The sequence below is a fragment of the Micromonospora sp. NPDC005324 genome (assembly GCF_040607155.1).
Classification (GTDB): Bacteria; Actinomycetota; Actinomycetes; order Mycobacteriales; family Micromonosporaceae; genus Micromonospora; species Micromonospora trifolii.
Window position 1 is genome coordinate 162,360 of record NZ_JBEXGE010000006.1, and the last position, 18,989, is coordinate 181,348.

18 protein-coding genes are annotated in these 18,989 nt (G+C 74.6%); 7 read left to right on the forward strand and 11 right to left on the reverse strand.

The genetic code is table 11. The features are described from left to right. Window positions 1–63 precede the first annotated feature (63 nt). The 7 genes from ABZS40_RS08815 (at window position 64) to ABZS40_RS08845 (ending at window position 6,520) form a co-directional block, all read left to right on the forward strand. Window positions 64–1,284: an MFS transporter gene (locus ABZS40_RS08815; RefSeq protein WP_354942737.1), complete on the forward strand. Its 1,221-nt coding sequence runs from the start codon at window positions 64–66 to the stop codon at window positions 1,282–1,284. Between the two features lie 142 nt (window positions 1,285–1,426). After that, complete coding sequence (locus ABZS40_RS08820) at window positions 1,427–2,185, forward strand: class I SAM-dependent methyltransferase (protein WP_354942738.1); 759 nt, start codon at window positions 1,427–1,429, stop codon at window positions 2,183–2,185. Between the two features lie 32 nt (window positions 2,186–2,217). After that, complete coding sequence (locus tag ABZS40_RS08825) at window positions 2,218–2,691, forward strand: CrcB family protein (RefSeq protein ID WP_354942739.1); 474 nt, start codon at window positions 2,218–2,220, stop codon at window positions 2,689–2,691. Next, entirely contained in the window at window positions 2,688–3,050 is a 363-nt protein-coding gene (gene crcB / locus ABZS40_RS08830; RefSeq protein ID WP_354942740.1) for a fluoride efflux transporter CrcB, read from the forward strand. Before ABZS40_RS08825 ends, crcB begins: the two co-directional genes overlap by 4 nt. A gap of 115 nt (window positions 3,051–3,165) precedes the next feature. Further along, a complete protein-coding gene (locus ABZS40_RS08835) occupies window positions 3,166–3,690 on the forward strand; it encodes a PadR family transcriptional regulator (RefSeq protein ID WP_091398392.1) in 525 nt (174 codons plus the stop codon). After that, entirely contained in the window at window positions 3,687–4,367 is a 681-nt protein-coding gene (locus ABZS40_RS08840; protein WP_354942741.1) for an ABC transporter ATP-binding protein, read from the forward strand. The genes ABZS40_RS08835 and ABZS40_RS08840 overlap by 4 nt, the downstream gene beginning before the upstream one ends. Next, window positions 4,364–6,520: an FtsX-like permease family protein gene (locus ABZS40_RS08845; protein WP_354942742.1), complete on the forward strand. Its 2,157-nt coding sequence runs from the start codon at window positions 4,364–4,366 to the stop codon at window positions 6,518–6,520. Before ABZS40_RS08840 ends, ABZS40_RS08845 begins: the two co-directional genes overlap by 4 nt. Window positions 6,521–6,523: 3 nt before the next feature. On the opposite strand, the gene cobA is transcribed toward ABZS40_RS08845, so the two are convergent. From cobA to ABZS40_RS08900, 11 genes are read right to left on the reverse strand one after another with little or no spacing between them, the layout of a single operon-like run. After that, complete coding sequence (gene cobA, locus ABZS40_RS08850) at window positions 6,524–8,158, reverse strand: uroporphyrinogen-III C-methyltransferase (protein ID WP_354942743.1); 1,635 nt, start codon at window positions 8,156–8,158, stop codon at window positions 6,524–6,526. Further along, window positions 8,155–8,751, reverse strand: coding sequence for a precorrin-8X methylmutase (locus tag ABZS40_RS08855; RefSeq protein ID WP_354942744.1), 597 nt, complete (start codon window positions 8,749–8,751; stop codon window positions 8,155–8,157). The genes cobA and ABZS40_RS08855 overlap by 4 nt, the downstream gene beginning before the upstream one ends. Continuing rightward, window positions 8,748–8,945 carry a 4Fe-4S binding protein gene (locus ABZS40_RS08860; RefSeq protein WP_112601048.1) on the reverse strand — a complete coding sequence of 66 codons (198 nt, stop codon included), beginning with the start codon at window positions 8,943–8,945 and terminating at the stop codon, window positions 8,748–8,750. The genes ABZS40_RS08855 and ABZS40_RS08860 overlap by 4 nt, the downstream gene beginning before the upstream one ends. Continuing rightward, window positions 8,933–10,660, reverse strand: coding sequence for a precorrin-3B C(17)-methyltransferase (gene cobJ / locus ABZS40_RS08865; RefSeq protein ID WP_354942745.1), 1,728 nt, complete (start codon window positions 10,658–10,660; stop codon window positions 8,933–8,935). Before cobJ ends, ABZS40_RS08860 begins: the two co-directional genes overlap by 13 nt. Then, complete coding sequence (gene cbiE / locus ABZS40_RS08870) at window positions 10,660–11,961, reverse strand: precorrin-6y C5,15-methyltransferase (decarboxylating) subunit CbiE (RefSeq protein WP_354942746.1); 1,302 nt, start codon at window positions 11,959–11,961, stop codon at window positions 10,660–10,662. The genes cobJ and cbiE overlap by 1 nt, the downstream gene beginning before the upstream one ends. After that, on the reverse strand, window positions 11,958–13,109 hold the full coding sequence (locus tag ABZS40_RS08875) for a cobalt-precorrin-5B (C(1))-methyltransferase (RefSeq protein ID WP_354942747.1): 1,152 nt from the start codon (window positions 13,107–13,109) through the stop codon (window positions 11,958–11,960). Before ABZS40_RS08875 ends, cbiE begins: the two co-directional genes overlap by 4 nt. Further along, the gene (gene cobM, locus ABZS40_RS08880; RefSeq protein WP_354942748.1) at window positions 13,106–13,951 is read right to left on the reverse strand and encodes a precorrin-4 C(11)-methyltransferase; all 846 of its coding nucleotides are present in this window, start codon (window positions 13,949–13,951) and stop codon (window positions 13,106–13,108) included. The genes ABZS40_RS08875 and cobM overlap by 4 nt, the downstream gene beginning before the upstream one ends. Then, window positions 13,948–14,727, reverse strand: coding sequence for a precorrin-2 C(20)-methyltransferase (cobI, locus tag ABZS40_RS08885; RefSeq protein ID WP_354942749.1), 780 nt, complete (start codon window positions 14,725–14,727; stop codon window positions 13,948–13,950). The genes cobM and cobI overlap by 4 nt, the downstream gene beginning before the upstream one ends. After that, window positions 14,724–16,079, reverse strand: coding sequence for a cobyrinate a,c-diamide synthase (locus ABZS40_RS08890; protein ID WP_354942750.1), 1,356 nt, complete (start codon window positions 16,077–16,079; stop codon window positions 14,724–14,726). Before ABZS40_RS08890 ends, cobI begins: the two co-directional genes overlap by 4 nt. After that, window positions 16,073–16,684, reverse strand: a complete 612-nt coding sequence (gene cobO / locus ABZS40_RS08895; protein WP_354942751.1) for a cob(I)yrinic acid a,c-diamide adenosyltransferase — start codon at window positions 16,682–16,684, stop codon at window positions 16,073–16,075. The genes ABZS40_RS08890 and cobO overlap by 7 nt, the downstream gene beginning before the upstream one ends. Window positions 16,685–16,744: 60 nt before the next feature. Beyond that, window positions 16,745–18,946, reverse strand: a complete 2,202-nt coding sequence (locus ABZS40_RS08900; protein WP_354942837.1) for a VWA domain-containing protein — start codon at window positions 18,944–18,946, stop codon at window positions 16,745–16,747. Window positions 18,947–18,989: the final 43 nt, after the last annotated feature.

Sequence of the window (18,989 nt, forward strand, 5' to 3'; positions counted from 1 at the left end):
ATTTCGTTGCTGGCGCGCGTAGTTGCACGCGCCGCATATCTGACCTCTCCCGATGGGAAGACCATGTCCGTACGCCACAAGTCCCTGCCGCCCGGCCTGATCGCGCTGGCCATCGGCGCCTTCGGCATCGGACTCACCGAGTTCGTGATCATGGGGCTGCTGCCCGAGGTGGCCGCCGACTTCGCGGTCACCGAGCCGGTGGCCGGCTGGCTGATCTCCGGCTACGCGCTCAGCGTGGCCGTCGGCGGGGTCGCCCTCACCGCGGCGGTCACCCGCCTGCCGCGCAAACCCGTACTGCTCGGCCTGATGGTGCTCTTCATCATCGGCAACCTGCTCTCCGCCGTCGCCGGCGACTACGCCGTGATGATGGCCGGCCGGATCGTCGCCGCGCTCTGCCACGGCGCGTTCTTCGGCATCGGCGCCGTGGTCGCCGCCGGGCTGGTCGCACCGGCCCGCCGGGCGGGCGCCATCGCCATGATGTTCGCGGGCCTGACCATCGCCAACGTGCTGGGCGTGCCGTTCGGCACCTTCCTCGGGCAGCACTTCGGCTGGCGGTCGACGTTCTGGGCGATCACCGCCATCGGGGTGGTCGCGCTGATCGGGCTGGCCCTGCTCATTCCGGCGGGCGACACGGCCAACGCCGACCGCCCGGCCGGTGGGCTGCGCGGCGAGTTGCGTGCCTTCACCCACCCGCAGGTCTGGCTCTCCCTGGTGATCACCATTCTGGGCTTCGGTGGGATGTTCGGCGCGTTCACCTACATCGCCTACACGCTGACCGAGGTCAGCGGTTTCGCCACCAGCACGGTGCCGTGGCTGCTCGTCCTCTTCGGCGTGGGACTCTTCGCGGGCAACCTGCTCGGCGGCCGGGCGGCGGACAGGTCACTGTCGCGCACCCTGGTGACCGTCCTGGCGGTGCTCACAGTGGTGCTCGTCGGCTTCGCGCTGACGGCCACGAACCCGGTGCTGACCATCGTCGCGCTGGTGCTGATGGGTGGGTTCGGCTTCGCCACAGTGCCGCCCCTGCAAATGCGGATCATGCGGTACGCCCACCAGGCGCCGACCCTGGCGTCCGGGGCGAACATCGCGGCGTTCAACCTCGGCAACGCGTTGGGCGCGTGGATCGGCGGGGTGACCATCGCCGCCGGACTCGGCTACACCTCGCCGATCTGGGCCGGCGCCGCACTCACAGTCATCGGTCTGGGCGTGCTCCTCGGCGCGCTGCGGCTGGCCCGCCGCGACGAGCCGGCGCGGGCCGACGCGAGCCTGGTGGACGCCCCGGTCTGACCTCGCCGGGAGGAGGACGCCGGGCCGGGCGGATGCCCGCCCCGGCGTCGCTCTGATCATCGCCCTGCCATCCTCTCGCAATTGCAAAAGATGTGCAACAAGGTCTGGACAACGCGCTCGTGCGGTAACTAGCCTGATCGCTATGACTCCTTACATCATGGATCCCTGGGCCTGGCAGGAGAGCTGGGACCGTCAGCAGGAGGCCTACCTCCCGGACCGGGAGCAACGGTTCACCGCCATGCTCGACACCGTCGACGCGGTCCTCGACGGCCGACCGCCACGCGTGCTCGACCTGGCCGGCGGCACCGGCACCATCTCGCTGCGGACCCTGGCACGCTTCCCCGCCGCCGAGACCACACTGGTCGACCTCGACCCGGCGCTGCTCGCCATCGCCGGCGCCTCGCTGGCCGACCGGGCCACCATCATCACGGCCGACCTCGGCACCCCCGAGTGGCGCTCCACGCTGCCGCACCAGGAGTACGACGCCGTCCTCACCGCCACCGCCCTGCACTGGCTGCCGGCCGAGCGGCTCGGGCAGCTCTACGCCGAACTGCGCGAGGTGCTGCGACCGGGCGGCGTCCTCGTCAACGCCGACCACATGCCCGACGACACAGTGCCGGAGCTGACCAAGCGGCTGATGGACCGGGCCCGGGACCGGCGCAACGCCCGGTACGCCGCCGGGTCGATGCTGTCCTGGTCGGACTGGTGGGAGCGGGCCGGCGCCGACCCGACGCTCGCTCCGCTGGTCGCCCGGCGACGCGCCATCTACCCGACCGGGCACAGCCCCGAGTGGAACCCCCCGGTCTCCTGGCACCTGGCCGCGCTCACCGCGGCCGGCTTCAGCGAGGTCGGCACGGTCTGGCGAGGAGGCCCGGACGCCGCCGTCGCGGCAGTGCGCTGACGCCGCTGTCGCCGGCACTACGCTCAGGAGTCGTGCCAGAGCCGTTCGAGCCGCGTACCGACCCCGACGTCGACCTGCGCGTCCCCGCCGACCGCGGCGAGCTGACCGCCCGCCCCGCGACGGTCCTCGCCGCGATCGCGGCCGGCGGGGTGCTCGGCGCGTTGGCCCGAGCCGGCCTGCAACACGCCTTTCCGCACCCACCGAGCGGCTTCGGTTGGGCCACGTTCACCATCAACACGTTCGGCTGCCTGCTGATCGGCGTGCTGATGGCAGTGCTCGGGCACCTCGACGGTGGACCCCCGCTGGCTCGCCCGTTCCTCGGGGTCGGGGTGCTCGGCGGCTTCACCACCTTCTCCACCTACGCGGTCGACGTCCAGCAGGCGATCGTCGCGGGCGCACCGGGCACCGCGCTGGCGTACCTCGCCGCGACGCTGCTCGGGGCGCTCGTCGCGGTCGCCCTGGGCGACGCCGTCACCGCCGGGCTGCTGCGTCGGGCGATCCGATGACCGTGCTGCTCATCGCCCTGGGCGCGGTCGTCGGCGCGCCGCTGCGCTACCTCACCGACCGGGCCGTGCAGTCCCGGCACGGCTCGGCGTTCCCCTGGGGCACGTTGCTCGTCAACGTGGTCGGGTCGCTGCTGCTCGGCGTCCTGGTCGGGTGGCCGGCCGGCCCGGCGGTCAGCGCGGTGCTCGGCACCGGGTTCTGCGGTGCGCTGACCACCTACTCCACCTTCAGCTACGAGACGCTGCGGCTGACCAGGGGCGGCCATCGGCTCCTCGCGCTGGCCAACGTGCTCGGCAGCGTGGCCGCCGGGCTCGCCGCTGCCACCGCCGGCTACGCAGTGGCCCGCGCCCTGAGCGGCTGACCGCACACCAGCCGCGCCACGTCCGATTCCATCCCCACCAACGCCTGGACCAGGGCCGACCCACCACACACCGGGGGTATATACGCGGGGTATACCCTGGGTGTAGTCTGCTGGCATGAGCGTGCCACTGACCCTTCTCGGTCTCCTCGAACGCGAGCCCAGCCACGGTTACGACCTGAAGCGCGACTACGACGCCTTCTTCGGCCGGGGCAAGCCACTGCCGTTCGGCCAGGTCTACTCCACCCTCAGCCGACTGGCCCGCGACGGCAAGGTGGTGATCAGCGACGTCGCCCCCGGCTCCGGCCCCGACCGCAAGCGCTACATCATCACCGACGTCGGCGCGACCGAGGTCGAGCAGTGGCTGACCCAGCCGGTCGACCCGGAACCACACCTGCAGACGGTGCTCTTCGCCAAGGTCGTGCTCGCGCTGATGCTGGACCGCCCGGCCGCCGAGTACCTCGACACCCAGCGCAGCGCCCACCTGCACCGGATGCGTGAGCTGACCGAGATCAAGCGCGCCGGCAGCCTTGTCGACGCGCTGCTCGCCGACCACGGCCTCTACCACCTGGAGGCGGACCTCCGGTGGATCGAGATGACCGGCGCCCGACTGGACGCCCTGCGGAAAGAGGTACGACCGTGAGCGTCGTGATCGAAGCGCGTGACGTGGAGTTCTCCTTCGGTCAGACCCCCGCCCTGCGCGGCGCCAGCGTCGCCGTGGAGGCGGGCGAGATCCTCGCCGTCATGGGCCCCAGCGGCTCGGGCAAGTCCACCCTGTTGCACTGCCTGGCCGGCATCCTGGTGCCCGACTCCGGCGAGATCCTCTTCGACGGGGCACGGGTGCACGCCATGGCCGAGACCGAACGCAGCAGCCTGCGCCGGGACCGGTTCGGTTTCGTGTTCCAGTTCGGTCAACTCGTCCCCGAGCTGACCGCTGTGGAGAACGTCGCGCTGCCGCTGCTGCTCAGCGGCGTACACCGCAAGCAGGCGCTTCCCAGGGCGGAAGCCTGGTTCGCGCGCCTCGGGCTGGACGGCCTGGAGCAACGGCGCTCCGGTGAGCTCTCCGGTGGGCAGGCGCAACGGGTGGCCCTGGCTCGCGGCCTGGTCGCCGAGCCGCAGGTGCTCTTCGCCGACGAGCCGACCGGCGCGCTCGACTCACTCACCGGCGAGCAGGTGATGGACCTCCTGGTCGGCGCCGCCCGCGAGCAGGGCACCACAGTCATCCTGGTCACCCACGAGCCGAGGATCGCGGCGTACGCCGACCGCGAGGTCATGGTCCGCGACGGGCGCGTGAACGCGCCGGACCGGATCACGTCGTGATCCGCTTCGGGCTCCGCCTCGCCGTGGCCGGCGGCCGTGAGGCGCTCACCCGCCTGGTCGTCATCGCCGCCGCCGTCGCGATCGGCAGCGGGCTGCTGCTGACCACCCTCGCCGGGGTCAACGCGGTCGACGCTCAGCTCACCCGGTACGCGTCGGTGTATCCCAGCGCCTCGGCCGGCGGCGACGCCGACCCGCTGTGGTGGTCGACCCGGGACGACTACTTCCGCGGCGAGCAGATCATCCGGATCGATGTGGCCGCCACCGGTGCGAACGCGCCCACCCCGGCCGGCATCCCGACCACTCCCGGCCCCGGTGAGTTCTACGCCTCGCCCGCGCTGCGGGACCTGTTGGCCGCGCAGCCGGCCGACCAGTTGGGCGACCGTTACCCGGGGCGTGACCTCGGCGCCATCGGCCCGGCCGGGCTGACCTCACCGAACGTCCTGCTCGCCATCGTGGGCGGCACCCCGGACAGCGTCGGCAAGCTGCCCAACGCCAGGCAGGTCAACGACCTCGGTGACAAGCCCGCGCTTCCCGAGGCCACTGTGAACCTCATCCTGGGTGTGATCGCCGGCGGGTTGCTGTTCCCGGTGCTGATCTTCATTGGCACCGCCACCCGGCTCAGCGCCGCCCGCCGGGAGCAGCGTTTCGCCGCGATGCGCCTGGTTGGCGCGACGCCCCGACAGATCTCGATGGTCGCCGCCGTGGAGGCGGCCGCCGCCGCCGTCGCCGGCACCGCCGTCGGCTTCGGCCTGTTCTACGCCTTCCGCGACCCGCTCGCGAGCATCCCGTTCACCGGCATGCCGTTCTTCCCCAGCGACATGTCCCTCGGGGTGCTGGACGTCCTGATGGTGGCGCTCGGCGTCCCGGCCGGCGCGGCGCTGGCGGCCCAGGTCTCGCTGCGCCGGGTCCGGATCTCGCCGCTGGGAGTCACCCGGCGGGTCACCCCCCGGGCGCCGCGCGCGTACCGACTGATCCCGATGGTGCTCGGCGTCGCCGTGCTGTTCTTCGCCATCGGCTTCCGGCCCGAGACGTCCGACGGCCAGGCGGCGGTGTTCCTGCCCGGGCTGCTGCTCATCATGGCCGGTCTGGTCTTCGCCGGCCCGTGGTTGACGATGGTCGGCGCCCGGGTGATGGCCCACTACGCCAACCGCCCGGCGACGCTCATCGCCGCGCGACGCCTCGCCGACAACCCGAAGGCCGGCTTTCGGGCGATCAGCGGCATCATGCTCGCGCTCTTCGTCACGAGCGTGTCCGTCGGCGTGATCACCACGATCGTCGCCAACCGCGGCCCGGCACCCACCGGCTCGACCGACGCGGGCACTGTGACCACCGTCTTCGACGAGGGGGCAGCGTCGGTGCCCGACCCGCTCCTCGCCGAGCTGCGGGCGATCACCGGGGTGCGCTCCGCGACCGCCATCCGGGAGAACCCGGTGGTGACCGACTCCGGCGAGGTCGGGGTGATCGCGTGCACCGACCTTCCGAGCGCGTACGGCCGGTGCGCCGACGGCGCGAGCGTCATCGAGGTGCCGTTCGGCCTCAGCCGCTGGCGGGAGTCGGCGTCGTCCGCGACGGTCTGGCCCGCCGCGTCGCTCACCCTCGACGAATTCCAGCGGCTACCGGTCGGGGGGATGGTCGTCGGCACGGACGGCTCCGCGGCCGCCGTCGAGCGCACCCGCACCGTGCTGGAGGTCGCCTTCCCGACCTTCTGGGTGGGGCCGAACGTGCCCGGCGACTTCGAGTCGGACTTCGCGAACACGCTGCGCGGCTGGGAGCAGCTGGCCAACGTCATCATCATCGCCAGCCTCGCGCTCGGCGGGTGCAGTCTCGCGGTCAGCGTCATCGGTGGTCTCACCGAGCGCCGACGACCGTTCAGCCTGCTGCGCCTCAGCGGCGCTCCGGTGCGGGTCCTGCGTCGGGTGGTGGCGTTGGAGAGCGCCGTGCCGATGCTCGCCGTCGCCGCTGTCGCCATCGGCATGGGCCTCCTCGCCGCCCACCTGTTCCTCCGGGCGCAGATGGACTACACCCTCGTCGCGCCGCAGCCGGGCTTCTACGTGATCGTCGTGGTCGGGTTGGCAGCCTGCCTCGGGGTCATCGCCTCCACCCTGCCGTTGCTGGAACGCATCACCGGGCCGGAGACCGCCCGCAGCGAGTAGTCGTCATCCCGTCGGCCCGGTGGTGGTGAGGGCCACCACCGGGCCGAGGACGAAGACAGCGGGTGGGCCGACGCCCTCTCGGGCGGCGACTGCGCCGATCTCGTCCAGCCGGGCGGGCACCGACCGCTGGTCGGGCAGCCCGGCGTCCTGCACGGCCAGCACCGGGGTCTCCGGGGCGCGACCGTGCTCGATCAGCACGGTCGCGATCTTGGCGATGGTGTCGACGGCCATCAGCAGGACGACGGTGCCCCGGGCCCGGGCCAGCGCCGCCCAGTCGACGAGCGAGTCGGGGTGCCCGGGCGGCAGGTGCCCCGAGACGACAGTGACGTCGTGCGCCACGCCCCGGTGCGTCACCGGCACGCCGGCGAGGGCCGGTGCGGCGAGCGCGCTGCTCACCCCGGGGACCACAGTCACCGGGACACCGGCCGCCACGCAGGCCTGCACCTCCTCGTGGCCGCGCCCGAAGACGTACGGGTCGCCGCCCTTGAGCCGGACCACCCGGCGACCGGCGCGGGCGTGCGCCACCAGGGCCTCGTTGATCGCCTCCTGGGCCATCGACGGGCCACGGGGCACCTTCGCGGCGTCGACCACCAGCACGTCGGGGCGCAGCCCGGCGAGCAGCCCCTGCGGGGCGAGTCGGTCGACCACCACGACGTCCGCCGCGTCGAGCAACGCCTTTCCGCGTACCGTGATCAGGTCGTCGGGCCCCGGCCCGCCGCCGACCACGGCGACCGAGCCGTGGTCGTGGTCGTGCCCGTGGTGGTCGTGCCCGTGGTGATGGTGGTGGCCGACCGGGTCGTCGGGGTGGTCGTGCGGGCGTTGCGGGCGACCCACCTTGTCCGCGAAGCCCGGCATCAACACCCGGTACGCGCAGGTGTCGCAGTTCATCCGGATGTCCCCGCCCAGCGCCTCGGCGTACCGCTGCAAAACGAGGTCGGCGAGGGCGTCACAGTCGCCGATCACCTCGGCGACCCGGACGTCCAGGTCGGGGTGGGCGGCGGCGAACTCCGCCGACTGGGCGACGATCCGGTCCGGCAGCACCCCGGCGAACAGGAAGTACGGCGCCACCACGATCCGCCGCGCGCCGAGGCGGCGCAGCCGCTCCAGCACGGCCGGCACCGACGGCTGCGCCAGGGAGATGAACCCCGGCTCCACCCCCGCGTAGCCGCGTCCCTCCCAGAGCAGCCGGGCGACCTTCGCGACCTCGGCGTTGGCGTCCGGGTCGGTGGACCCCCGCCCGATCAACGCCACCCACGTGTCGGCCCGGTCGGCACCCGCCAGTGCGGCGTCGATGCGCTGTTCGAGGGCTTCGTGCAGAAGCGGGTGGGGGCCGAGCGGGCGGCCGTAGCGGTAGCTCAGCCCAGGATGGCGCTGCTGTTCCCGGGCCATCGCGGCGGGGATGTCGCCCTTGCCGTGACCGGCGCCGGTGAGCACCAGCGGCAGCGCCACCAGCGCCCGGTGCCCGCGGGCGACGAGCGCGCCGACCGCGTCGGTCAGCGGTGGGCGGGACAGCTCGATGAAGCCACCCTCGACGTCGCCGACGTCACCGCGACCGCGGACCCGCTCGACGAGAGCGGCGAACTGCTCGACCCCGGCCGCGCTGCGCGTGCCGTGCCCGACGATGACCAACCCGGTCATGACTTCTCCTCCACGTAGAGCAGGGCGTTGAGGGCGGCGGCGGCGACCGCCGAGCCACCCTTCTCCCCCACGTTGGACACGGCGGGCAGGCCGCTGGCCCGCAGCGCCGCCTTCGACTCGGCGGCGCCCACGAAGCCGACCGGCAGGCCGACGACGAGCGCCGGTGCGGCGTCCACTGTGAGCAGTTCGACGAGCGCGGTGGGCGCGCAGCCGACCACCCAGACCGCTGCGGGTCCGACCCGTTCCAGGGCGATCCGGACGGCCGCCGCCGAGCGGGTGATCCCGGCCGAGCGCCCCAGGGCGGCGGCGGCCGGCTCGGCGACCGGGCAGACCAGCTCCAGACCGGCCCGGGTGATGCCGGCGGCGACCATCGCCACGTCGGTGACCACTGGCGCCCCGGCGCGCAGCGCCGCCAGCCCCGATTCCAGGGCGGCCTCGTCGCAGACCAGCTCGTCGACGTACGCGAGGTCGGCGCTGGCGTGCACCACCCGCTCGGTCACCGCGCGGCTCAGCGGCGGCAGGTGCGACAGGTCGACGCGCTCGCGCAGGATGCGGTACGACTCGGCCTCGATGGGGTGCACCACCCGGCTCATCGGGCTCCTTCACAGGGGTCGGGCTCGACGACGCGGATCGCGTCGACCGGGCAGATCTCCAGGCACTCCAGGCAGCCGGTGCACCGGTCGGCCCGGACCGTGAGGCCACCGGCGACCGGGCGGATCGCGTGCGTGGGGCAGGTGAGCAGGCAGGCGCCGCAGCCCTGGCAGGCGTCGATCGTCACGAACGCCACCGGTACCCCCGGGGTGTGACCATCCGGCCGGCGACCAGCCGCGTGTCGCTGCTGCCGACGACCACGACGCTGTACATGTCGACGATGGCCGGGTCGAGCGTGGCCAGTGTGGCGAGGTGCACCCGTTCGCCGGGGCGGCTGGCGTTGCGCACCACGCCCACCGGGGTGTCCGGTGACCGGTGCGCGGCGAGGATGCCGAGCGCCTTGCCGAGCTGCCAGTCGCGGGCCCGGCTGCGTGGGTTGTAGAAGAGTGTCACGAAGTCACCCTCGGCGGCGGCGGTCACCCGCCGCTCGATGACGTCCCACGGGGTGTGCAGATCGGACAGGCTCAGGTAGGCGTGGTCGTGGCCGAGCGGCGCGCCGAGCAGCGCCCCGGCAGCGAGGGCGGCGGTGACGCCGGGCACGCCCACCACGTCGATGCGCTCGTCGGCGTACTCCAGGGCGGGGCTGGCCATCGCGTACACCCCGGCGTCGCCGGAGCCGATCAGCGCGACCGCCCGGCCGGCGGCGGCCTCGGCGACGGCGGCGCGTGCCCGCGCCTCCTCCGCGCCCAGCCCGCTGGAGAGCACCCGGGTGCCGGGGCGGAGCACGTCGCGGACCTGCTCCAGGTACTGGTCGAGGCCGACCACCACGGCGGCGCGACGGAGCTCGGCCACCGCGCGGGGAGTGCGCAGGTCGGCGGCGCCCGGCCCGAGGCCGACGACGGCCAGCCGGCCGCGTGGCGCGTGTCGGGCCACCGCCACTGTGGCCATCGCCGTCGCGGTCTTCCCCACCAGCAGCGTCGCGTCGTCGGCCCGGCCGTCCGGGCCGAGCAGCGCCGCGGCCTCCGCCACGCTCGGCGTGCCGACCGCGGCGCGGACCACCTCGCTGGGGTGCGGCACGTCGACCGCCGCCAGCCGCGTCGCCGGCCAGGTCACCAGGGGTACGCCGAGCGCGTCGGCGGTGCTGCGGATGCCCGCCTCGTCGGCCTTGATGTCGGCGGTGGCCAGGCAGCGCAGGCTCGCCGGGTCGAGGCCGGCCTCGGCCAGCACCCGGTGTAGCAGCTCCGCCACCTCGGCGGTGGGTACGCCCCGACTCGCGCCCACGCCGGCGATCAGCGATGGCGGCCGCAGCACGGCGGTCCGTTCGTCGAGTGACACGACCCGGTCGGTGACCACCAGCCGGTACCCGTCGTCCGTCGGTTCCTCGTCGGCGGCGCGCACGTTCGGAGGCAGGGCGGGCAGCGGCCAGTCGGCGTCGGCGATCAGCCGGACCGGCTCGCCGTCCAGGATGGCCCGGGACACCGCGGCGACAGCGCCCTGGACGGGCCAGCCGAGGGTGTCCAGCCCCGGCAGGTCGACCGCGTCGGTGGCGGTGGTGATCACCGGTCGGGCGTCCAGCAGGGCGGCGACCTGCTCGGTGAGGGCGTTGCCCCCGCCGGCGTGCCCACCGAGCAGCGCCACGGCGTGCCGGGCCGCCTCGTCGACGACCACCACCGCCGGGTCGGTGCGCTTGTCGTCGAGCAGCGGCGCGACGATGCGCACCACCGCCCCGGTGGCCAGGAATGCGATCACCGCGTCACACCCGGCCCAGGCGGTCCGCAGCGCGTCGGCGACGGTCTCCCCCTCGACCAGCCGGGCGTGCGGCCAGGCGGCGGCAAGGGTGTCGGCGTGCCGGCGGCCGGCGGCGGTGGCCGCCACCAGGCCGATCCGGGCGGGCGTGTTCTGGTCGGTCACTAGCGCTCCCCGGTGAGGACGACCACCGGGTTGGTGGCCGCGAGGCGGATCGACCCGCCGGGCAGGTCGGCGAGGCGGGCGGCGGAGAGCTGGCTGCCTTCGACCGTGTAGCCGGCGGCGCGTAGCAGACCCACGGCCGGCGCGACCCGGTCCAGTGCGGCCAGCGTGAGCACCACCCGCTCGGGTTGGCGGGCCACCACGGCGGTGAGGGCGTCGACACCGCCACCGCCGACGAAGACCGCGTCGGGCTCGGGGAGGTCGACCAACGCCGCCGGAGCACGTCCGGTGACGAGCCGGACGTGCACGGCGTGCACGGCGGCGTTGGCCCGGATGGTCGCGCCGGCCTCGGGGTCCTGTTCGACGGCGAGCACTGCCGCGCCGAGCATCGCGCACTCGATGCCGACCGAGCCGCTGCCCGCCCCGACGTCCCAGATCAGCCGGCCCAGTCGGGGGCGCAGCCGGGCGACGACGAGAGCGCGCACCTCCGACTTCGTGATCATGGAGTCGCGGTGGGCGTACCGGTCCTCCGGCAGCGCCCAGCCGCCGGCCGGCGCGGCGGCGGGCTGGTTGTCGGCGCGCATGCCGCCGGCCGTGCCCCGACCGGACGGGACGTCGGCGGGCACGCCGTCGGTGGACGCGGCGGGTACGGGGTCGGCGAGGCTGAGCAGGACGTGTAGATCGGCCCAGGTCTTGGCGGCGGCCTGCTCGGGGGTGACCGCGCGGATCCGTTCGGCGGCGGCGCCCAGGTGCTCGGCGACCAGCAGACGGCGGGACCAGCCGATCAGGCCGGCGCCCAGTTCGGCCGCGCCGGCGCCGGGCGCGGTGAGCACCGCGACCAGTGGCAGCGCCCTGCAGGCGTTCACTGCGGCTCGGGGGTCGCGCCCGTGCGCGGTGACCACGGCGGCGCCGTCCCAGGGAAGCCCGGCGCGGGCGAACGCGGCGGCCACACTGGACACCGCCGGTACCACCCGCAGCGGCAGCCCGGCCGCGCGCAGCCGCCGAACGATGCCGAACAGGCCGGGGTCGCCGCTGGCCAGCACCACGGCCGGCACCCCGGCGTCGACGGCCTCGGCGAGGCGGCGCAGGGCGGGGGCGAGCGGCCCGAGGGTGATGGTGTCCGCGTCGGCCGGTACGGGCACCGCGGCCAGGTGCCGGGCGGCCCCGACCACCAGCCCGGAGGCGGCCAGCACCGGTGCGAGCGCGGGGTGCGGCGGTGCGCCCGCCGCGTCCAGGCCGACCACTGTCACGGCGGTCACCGGGGCCGAAGGCGTCACGTGGGCCACCGAGGCCGTCGGCGTCATCGGGGCCACCGGCCGGACGAGGCGACGACGTGCGCTCCGGCGAAGTCGACCATCGCCACGTCCACTCTGACCGTCGGCCCGGCGAAGCGCCGCAGCACCTGGCGGACCCGCTGGCAGAGCAGGTCGCCGGCCGGTCCGAGCAGCCAGGCGGCCTCCCACAGCTCGTACGCGTGCCGCCCGGTGTTCGCCTCGGTCACGGCGGCGACGAGCGACGGGTCCCCGCCGGCCTCGGCTGTCACGGCGCCGAGCAGGGAGAGGTCGACCTTGGAGCGGGTGTAGTGGGTCATCAGGATGCCGGCCGCCAGTTTGGCGAGCTTGCCGGCCATGCCGACGAAGACCACACCGGTCATCGCGTCACCCACGGCGGCGGTCACCGCGGCCCCGGTGAAGTCGCCGACCTCGACGAAGCAGACCTCGGGCAGGTCGGGCAGGAGCGCACGGGCGGCCCGCTCGGTACGTCCGCCGGTGCAGAGCACCACGGTCCGTTCGCCCTGGGCGGCCATCACGTGCACGGCCTGTACGACGCTGGCCCGCCACGACGCGGTGGAAAAGGGGCGGACGATCCCGGTGGTGCCGAGGATCGAGATGCCGCCGAGGATGCCGAGCCGACGGTTGGTGGTCTTGCGGGCCATGATCTCGCCCCGGGGCACGCTGATCACCACCCGGACACCTACCTCGCTGAGGTCGACCACCTCGGCCACCGCCTCGCCGATCATCCGGCGGGGGGTGTCGTTGATCGCCGGGCCGCCGACCGCGAGCCCGAGGCCGGGCTTGGTGACAGTGCCGACGCCGGCACCACCGGTCAGCCGCAGGCCGGGGACGTCGGTCCAGTTGACGGTGGCGGTCAGCTCGGCGCCGTGGGTGACGTCCGGGTCGTCCCCGGCGTCCTTGACCACCACCGCTTCGACCCGGACCGGTGGGGTGCCGGTCACCTCGCAGCGCTCCACCGGGAAGCGCACCCGGCGTCCGGCGGGCAGCCCGATCTCCACCTCCTGCTGGGTGGTGCCGGTGACCAGCGCGGTGACGGCGGCCTTGGCCGCCGCCGTCGCGCACGCGCCGGTGGTCCAGCCGGTGCGCAGCGCTGTGGGCCGGACCTTCGCGGTACGTGGCAGGTCCGGCTCGCGCAGCGGCGGCTCGGCGTACGTCATGGTGTCTGCCCCGGTGTGGCTGTCCCCCCGCTGCGGGCGCTGGCCTGGCGGCGCAGCTCGGCGCGGGCGGCCGGCTCGGCCCGCCGGAAGGTGTGGAAGTGCCCGGGGTGGTAGAGGTGCGAGCGGGTGCCCTCGGCGGCCAGGGCCGGGCCGACCAGGAAGAGTGTGTGCTTCCACAGCTTGTGCTGCTTGACGGTCGCCTCCAGGGTGCCGACAGTGCAGCGCACCACCAGTTCGTCGGGCCACGTCGCCTGGTACGCCACCACGGCCGGGGTGTCCTCCGGGTAGCCACCGGCCAGCAGTTCGGCCTGCACCTGCCCGGAGCGGGCGGCGGAGAGGAACAGCGCCATTGTGGTGCCGTGCCGGGCGAAGTCGCGGACCCGCTCGCCGGGCGGCATCGGGGTCTTGCCACCTTCGAGGCGGGTGAGGATGACCGACTGGGCCACCTCGGGCACTGTCAGCTCCCGTCCGACGATCGCCGCGACGGCGGTGAACGAGGACACCCCGGGCACGATCTCGACGGCCAGGTCGAGCGCCCGGCACAGGTCCAGTTGCTCCTGCACCGCGCCCCACAGCGCCGGGTCTCCGGAATGGATCCGGGCCACTGTCAGCCCCTGCTCGGCGGCGCGCTGGTAGAGCGGCAGGACACCCTCGATGGGCAGTTGCGACGAGTCGACGATCTCCGCGCCGGGGCGGGCGTGGTCGAGCACGTCGGCGTGCACCAGGCTGGCCGCCCAGATCACGATGTCCGCCTCGGCGATCACCCGGGCGGCCCGCAGGGTCAAGAGGTCCGCCGCACCCGGGCCGGCTCCGACGAACCACACTTTGCCGTCGCTGGTCACAGCTTTCCTCCTCGGTGCTCGCGGCGGGCCGGAACCAGCAGCGTCGACAGGTACGGCAGGTCGTGCTCGGTGTCGTCGACCGGCCCGATGCGTTCACCGGGCAGCCCCAGGCTGCGCCCGAGCACGGCGTCGGCGAGGCGGCCCTGCCGGCGCAGTTCGGCGAGCAACTCCGGGTGCCGCCGCCAGCCCTTGTAGGCGACGACGGTGCCCGGCCCGGCGAGGGCGTCGGCGAAGAGCGCCAGGCCCGCGGTGGCCGGCAGCAGGGTGAGCGGTTCGCGTCCCTCACAGAGCGGGGTGCCGCTGCGGGCCGCCAGCTCCTGCATGGCGGTGACGCCGGGCACTGTCGCCACCCGCACCGCCGGGCGCAGCGCGCGGACGCTCTGGGCCAGGTAACCGAATGTGGAGTAGACGTTGGGGTCGCCGATGGTGGCGAACGCGAGGGACCGCGCGCCCGCGTCGATCGCCTCGACCACCACCCGGGCGGCGTCGTCCCAGGCGGCCGCCCGGCGCGCGGTGGCCCCACCCCGGTCGTCCAGCGCGAACGGCAGCCGGCGCAGCCGGTCCGCCGCGACGTGGGAGCGCACTGTCGCCTCGGCGCGCCCGGCGTCCGCACCCGGCGGCGTCGGACCGGCGGTCGCGGTGGGCGCCGCCCGCTCCGCCATCACGGGTACGAAGACCAGGTCGGCCTCGCCCAGCAGCCGCACCGCCTTGACGGTGAGCAGTTCCGGGTCACCCGGGCCGACGCCGACCCCGGTGAGCGTGGCGTCGGCGCTCACCGGCACGCCTCGACCAGTCGACGGGCCGCGTCCGGGTGACCGGCCCAGTGGGTGTGCAGGTAGGACGCGTGCACCCGGCCGGCGACGAAGCCGTGCTCGGTGTCGTTCCAGCGCCACGCCGGCGCGTCGCCGTGCCCCGGGTCGGTGGTGGTGCGGTGGAACTCGTGGCCGCGTACCAGCTCGCCGGCGCGCGCCACCGGGGAGTCGGTGACGGCCAGGGCCTCCCGGTAGCCGAGGGTGAGCCGGTCGGTCATCCGGGCCGTCAGGTCCAGTCGGCCGCACATCGGCACCCCGTCCAGGGACCGCCCGAGGTAGAGCAGTCCGGCGCACTCGGCCACGATCGGCCCGTCGAAGTCGGCCAGTTCGGCGCGGAGCGCTGTGTTGTCGGCCAACGTCCGGGCGTACGCCTCGGGGAAGCCGCCGCCGATCACCACCGCCCGGGTGCCGGTGGGCAGCGCCGGGTCCCGCAGCGGGTCGACGGTGACGACGTCCGCGCCGGCCGCGCCGAGCAGTTCGGCGGTCTCCGCGTACGAGAAGGTGAAGGCCGGACCACCGGCGAGGGCGACGCGTGGTCGCTCGACGCCCGCCGGCCCGCCGACGGCGGCGACCGGGTCCCACGCCGGGGCGGTCAGCGGCGGGGCGCTGCGGGCCAGGTCGAGCACGGCGTCGAGGTCCACTGTGGCCTCGACCAGCTCGGCGAGCGCGGTGACGATAGCGACGGATTCGGGTGCCCGCTCGGCGACCGGCACCAACCCGAGGTGCCGGGCCGGCGCGGCCACCTCGGCGGCGCGGGTCACCGCCCCGAGCACCGGTACGCCCACCTCGGCGAGGGCGTCGCGCAGCAGCGTCTCGTGCCGGGGCGAGCCGACCCGGTTGAGGATCACCCCGCCGATCCGTACCGCCGGATCGAACGCGGCCATGCCGAGGGTGAGCGCGGCTGCCGACCGGCCCTGCGCGGTGGTGTCCAACACCAGCAGCACGGGTGCCTCGATCAGCCGGGCGACGTGCGCTGTGGAGGCGTAGTCGCGGCGGCCCACAGCGCCGTCGTGCAGACCCATGACGCCCTCGACCACAGCGATGTCGGCGGGCGTGGGGACGTTCGCGCCGTGTCGCAGCAGGGCGGCGATCCGGTCGGCCCCGACCAGAAACGGGTCGAGGTTGCGCCCGGGTCGCCCGGCGGCGAGAGCGTGGTAGCCGGGGTCGATGTAGTCGGGGCCGACCTTGTGCGGGCTGACCGTCAGACCCCGTCGGCGCAGCGCGGCGAGCAGCCCGGTGGCCACGGTCGTCTTGCCGTGGCCGCTGGCCGGTGCGGCGACCACCAGTCGGGGCAGCGCCCAGTGCGCGCTCACCACTCGATGCCCTTCTGGCCCTTCTGACCGGCGTCCATCGGGTGCTTGACCTTGGTCAGCTCGGCGACCAGGTCGGCGGCGGCGACCAGGCGCGGGTCGGCGTCCCGACCGGTGATCACGACGTGTTGGAAGCCGGGGCGGTCGGCCAGGGCGGCGACCACCTCGTCGACGTCCACCCAGCCCCACTTCATCGGGTAGGTGAACTCGTCCAGCACGTACAGCCCGTAGCGCTCGGCGGCCAGGTCACGCTGGATCTGCCGCCAGCCCTCCAGGGCGTCGGCGGCGTGGTCGGCGTCGCCGCCGCGCTGGATCCAGGACCAGCCCTCGCCCATCTTGTGCCACGCCACCGGCGCGCCCTGACCGGTGCGCTCGTGCACCTCGCCGAGCGCCCGGAAGGCGTTCTCCTCCCCCACCCGCCACTTGGCGCTCTTGACGAACTGGAACACCCCGACCGGCAGGCCAGCCGTCCAGGCCCGCAACGCCAGCCCGAAGGCCGCCGTCGACTTCCCCTTCATCTGTCCCGTGTGGACGATCAGCAGTGGCCGGTGCCGCCGCTGCCGGGTGGTCAACCCGTCAGCGGGCACCGAGCTCGGTTGTCCCTGCGGCATCAGCCGGTCTCCCGTCCCGCGATCTTGCGGTTTCTGTTGGTCATGTGTGCGTTTGATCCCTCATGCCGCAACAGGAAGAGCAAGATCGCGGGGATGGGCGTGGGTGAGGGCTTCCAGGGCGGTTCGGGGGGCCTTCAGCTGGGTGGCCAGGCGGGCGGCCAGGTTGAGGCGTACGGGGCCGGATTCGCAGTCGACGACCACGCAGGGGGCGCCTGTCGCGGCCAGGACCTTCGCCGCCACTGCCGCCCGATCGAGGGGACGAGTGCCCGCGGTGGCTCTCCCGTCGGTGACGACGAGGACCAGTGGGCGGCGCTTCGGGTCGCGCAGGCGCTCCACCCGCAACAGGTCTGCGGCGGCGAGCAACCCCTCGGCCAGCGGCGTACGCCCACCGGTGGGCAGCTCGGCCAGCCGGGTCGAGGCGGCCAGCACCGACGAGGTCGCCGGCAGCAGGATCCGGGCACCGGCACCCCGGAACGTGATCACCGCGACCTTGTCCCGCCGCTGGTACGCGTCGGTGAGCAGGGCGAGCACCGCGTCCTTCACCGTGGTCATCCGCTGCCGGGCGCCCATCGAGCCGCTCGCGTCCACCACGAACAGCACCAGATTGCCCTCGCGCCCCTCGCGAACCGCTTCGCGCAGGTCGTCGCGGCGCAGCCGCAGCGGACCGGTGAGCCGGCCCCGGGCCGCCTGGTGCGGCGCGGCGGCGCGGATCGTGGCCGGCAGGTGCAGCGTGCTCACCCGACCCGCCGGCACCCGGGCGCCGGTGGTGCGGCCCCGCCCGGTGCGGGCCCGCGACCGTCGGCCCGGCACCCCGTCACCCAGGCCGGGCGCGGTGAGCACCCGCGCCTTCAGCCCACCCCGGGGTACGGCCACCGGCTGGGACTCTCCACCACGGGTCGGGTCGTCGTCACCGGTCGCCGATTCCCGGCCACCGCGCGGGCGCGAGTTCTGGCCGTCGCCCGTCTGGTGGTGCGGCCAACCGTCGTCGGCGCCGCTGTCGCCCGGCTGGTGCTGCGGCCAACCGTCACCAGCGTCCGGGCCGTCGGTGCGCCCGTCCGGGCCAGCGTCGTTCCGCGCCGACGAGGGTCCGGCCGCCTCGGGTTCACCCTGGCCGTCGCCGTCGCCCAGCCTGCCAACGCCACTCGGGCCGCCCCCGTCCGGGCCGCCGCCACCGGCCGGACCGCCGCCCGACGGGCCGCCGCCGTCCGGGCCACGGTCGTTCGGGCCACGGTCGTTCGGGCCACTGTCGTCCGGGCCGGCGTCGTCCGGGTCGTCGGGGTGGGCGTCCTGGGCGCGCTGCAACGCCTCGTCGAGGCGCTTCTCGTCCAAGCCCGGGGTGTCGAACGGATCGCGGCGGCGGCGGTGCGGCAGGGCCAGCCGGGCGGCCACCCGGACGTCGTCGATGGTGACCCGGTCCCGACCGTGCCAGGCGGCGTGCGCGAGGGCGGTCCGGGCGGTGACGATGTCGGCGCGCATCCCGTCCACGTCGAACGCCGCGCACACCTCGGCGATCTGCCGCAACGCGGCGTCCGGCAGTCGTACCCCGGGAAGTCGGCGGCGGGCGGCGGCCACCTGGCCGGCGATCTCCGCGTCGGCGTCGGCCCAACGGGCGGCGAAGCCCACCGGGTCCGCGTCGGCGGCCAACCGGCGGCGGACCACCTCGACCCGGACCTCCGGGTCCCGGCTGGCGCCCACCTCCACGGTGAGCCCGAACCGGTCGAGCAGCTGCGGGCGCAGCTCCCCCTCCTCCGGGTTCATCGTGCCGACCAGCAGGAACCGGGCCGCGTGGCTGACCGACACGCCCTCCCGCTCGACGTGGCTGCGACCCATCGCCGCCGCGTCGAGCAGCAGGTCGACGAGGTGGTCGTGCAGCAGATTGACCTCGTCGACGTAGAGCACACCCCGGTGCGCGGCGGCGAGCAGGCCCGGCTCGAAGGCGCGCACCCCCTCGCCGATCGCCTTCTCCAGGTCCAGTGCGCCGACCACCCGGTCCTCGGCGGCGCCCACCGGCAGCTCGACGAGGCGGGCCGGACGGGTCTCGGCGGCGGCGTCGGCCGGGTGGGGGCCGTCCGGGCAGGCCGGGTCGGGCTCGGCCGGGTCACAGCCGAAACGGCAGCCGGCCACCCGGCGCACCGGAGGCAGCAGCGCGGCGAGAGCCCGCACGGCGGTGGACTTGGCGGTCCCCTTCTCACCCCGGACCAGCACCCCGCCGATCGCCGGGGAGACCGCGTTGAGCAGCAGGGCCAACCGCATGTCGGCCATGCCGAGCACCGCACTGAAAGGGTAGGTCACGGTCACTGGGCCT

Coding starts and splice junctions, on each gene's coding strand:
- cbiE (WP_354942746.1), bottom strand. CDS start 11,961: ATGACGCCGACGGCCTCGGTGGCCCACGTGACGCCTTCGGCCCCGGTG.
- cobA (WP_354942743.1), bottom strand. CDS start 8,158: ATGACCGGGTTGGTCATCGTCGGGCACGGCACGCGCAGCGCGGCCGGG.
- ABZS40_RS08835 (WP_091398392.1), top strand. CDS start 3,166: ATGAGCGTGCCACTGACCCTTCTCGGTCTCCTCGAACGCGAGCCCAGC.
- ABZS40_RS08820 (WP_354942738.1), top strand. CDS start 1,427: ATGACTCCTTACATCATGGATCCCTGGGCCTGGCAGGAGAGCTGGGAC.
- crcB (WP_354942740.1), top strand. CDS start 2,688: ATGACCGTGCTGCTCATCGCCCTGGGCGCGGTCGTCGGCGCGCCGCTG.
- ABZS40_RS08875 (WP_354942747.1), bottom strand. CDS start 13,109: ATGACGTACGCCGAGCCGCCGCTGCGCGAGCCGGACCTGCCACGTACC.
- ABZS40_RS08900 (WP_354942837.1), bottom strand. CDS start 18,946: ATGGCCGACATGCGGTTGGCCCTGCTGCTCAACGCGGTCTCCCCGGCG.
- ABZS40_RS08855 (WP_354942744.1), bottom strand. CDS start 8,751: ATGAGCCGGGTGGTGCACCCCATCGAGGCCGAGTCGTACCGCATCCTG.
- ABZS40_RS08815 (WP_354942737.1), top strand. CDS start 64: ATGTCCGTACGCCACAAGTCCCTGCCGCCCGGCCTGATCGCGCTGGCC.
- cobO (WP_354942751.1), bottom strand. CDS start 16,684: ATGCCGCAGGGACAACCGAGCTCGGTGCCCGCTGACGGGTTGACCACC.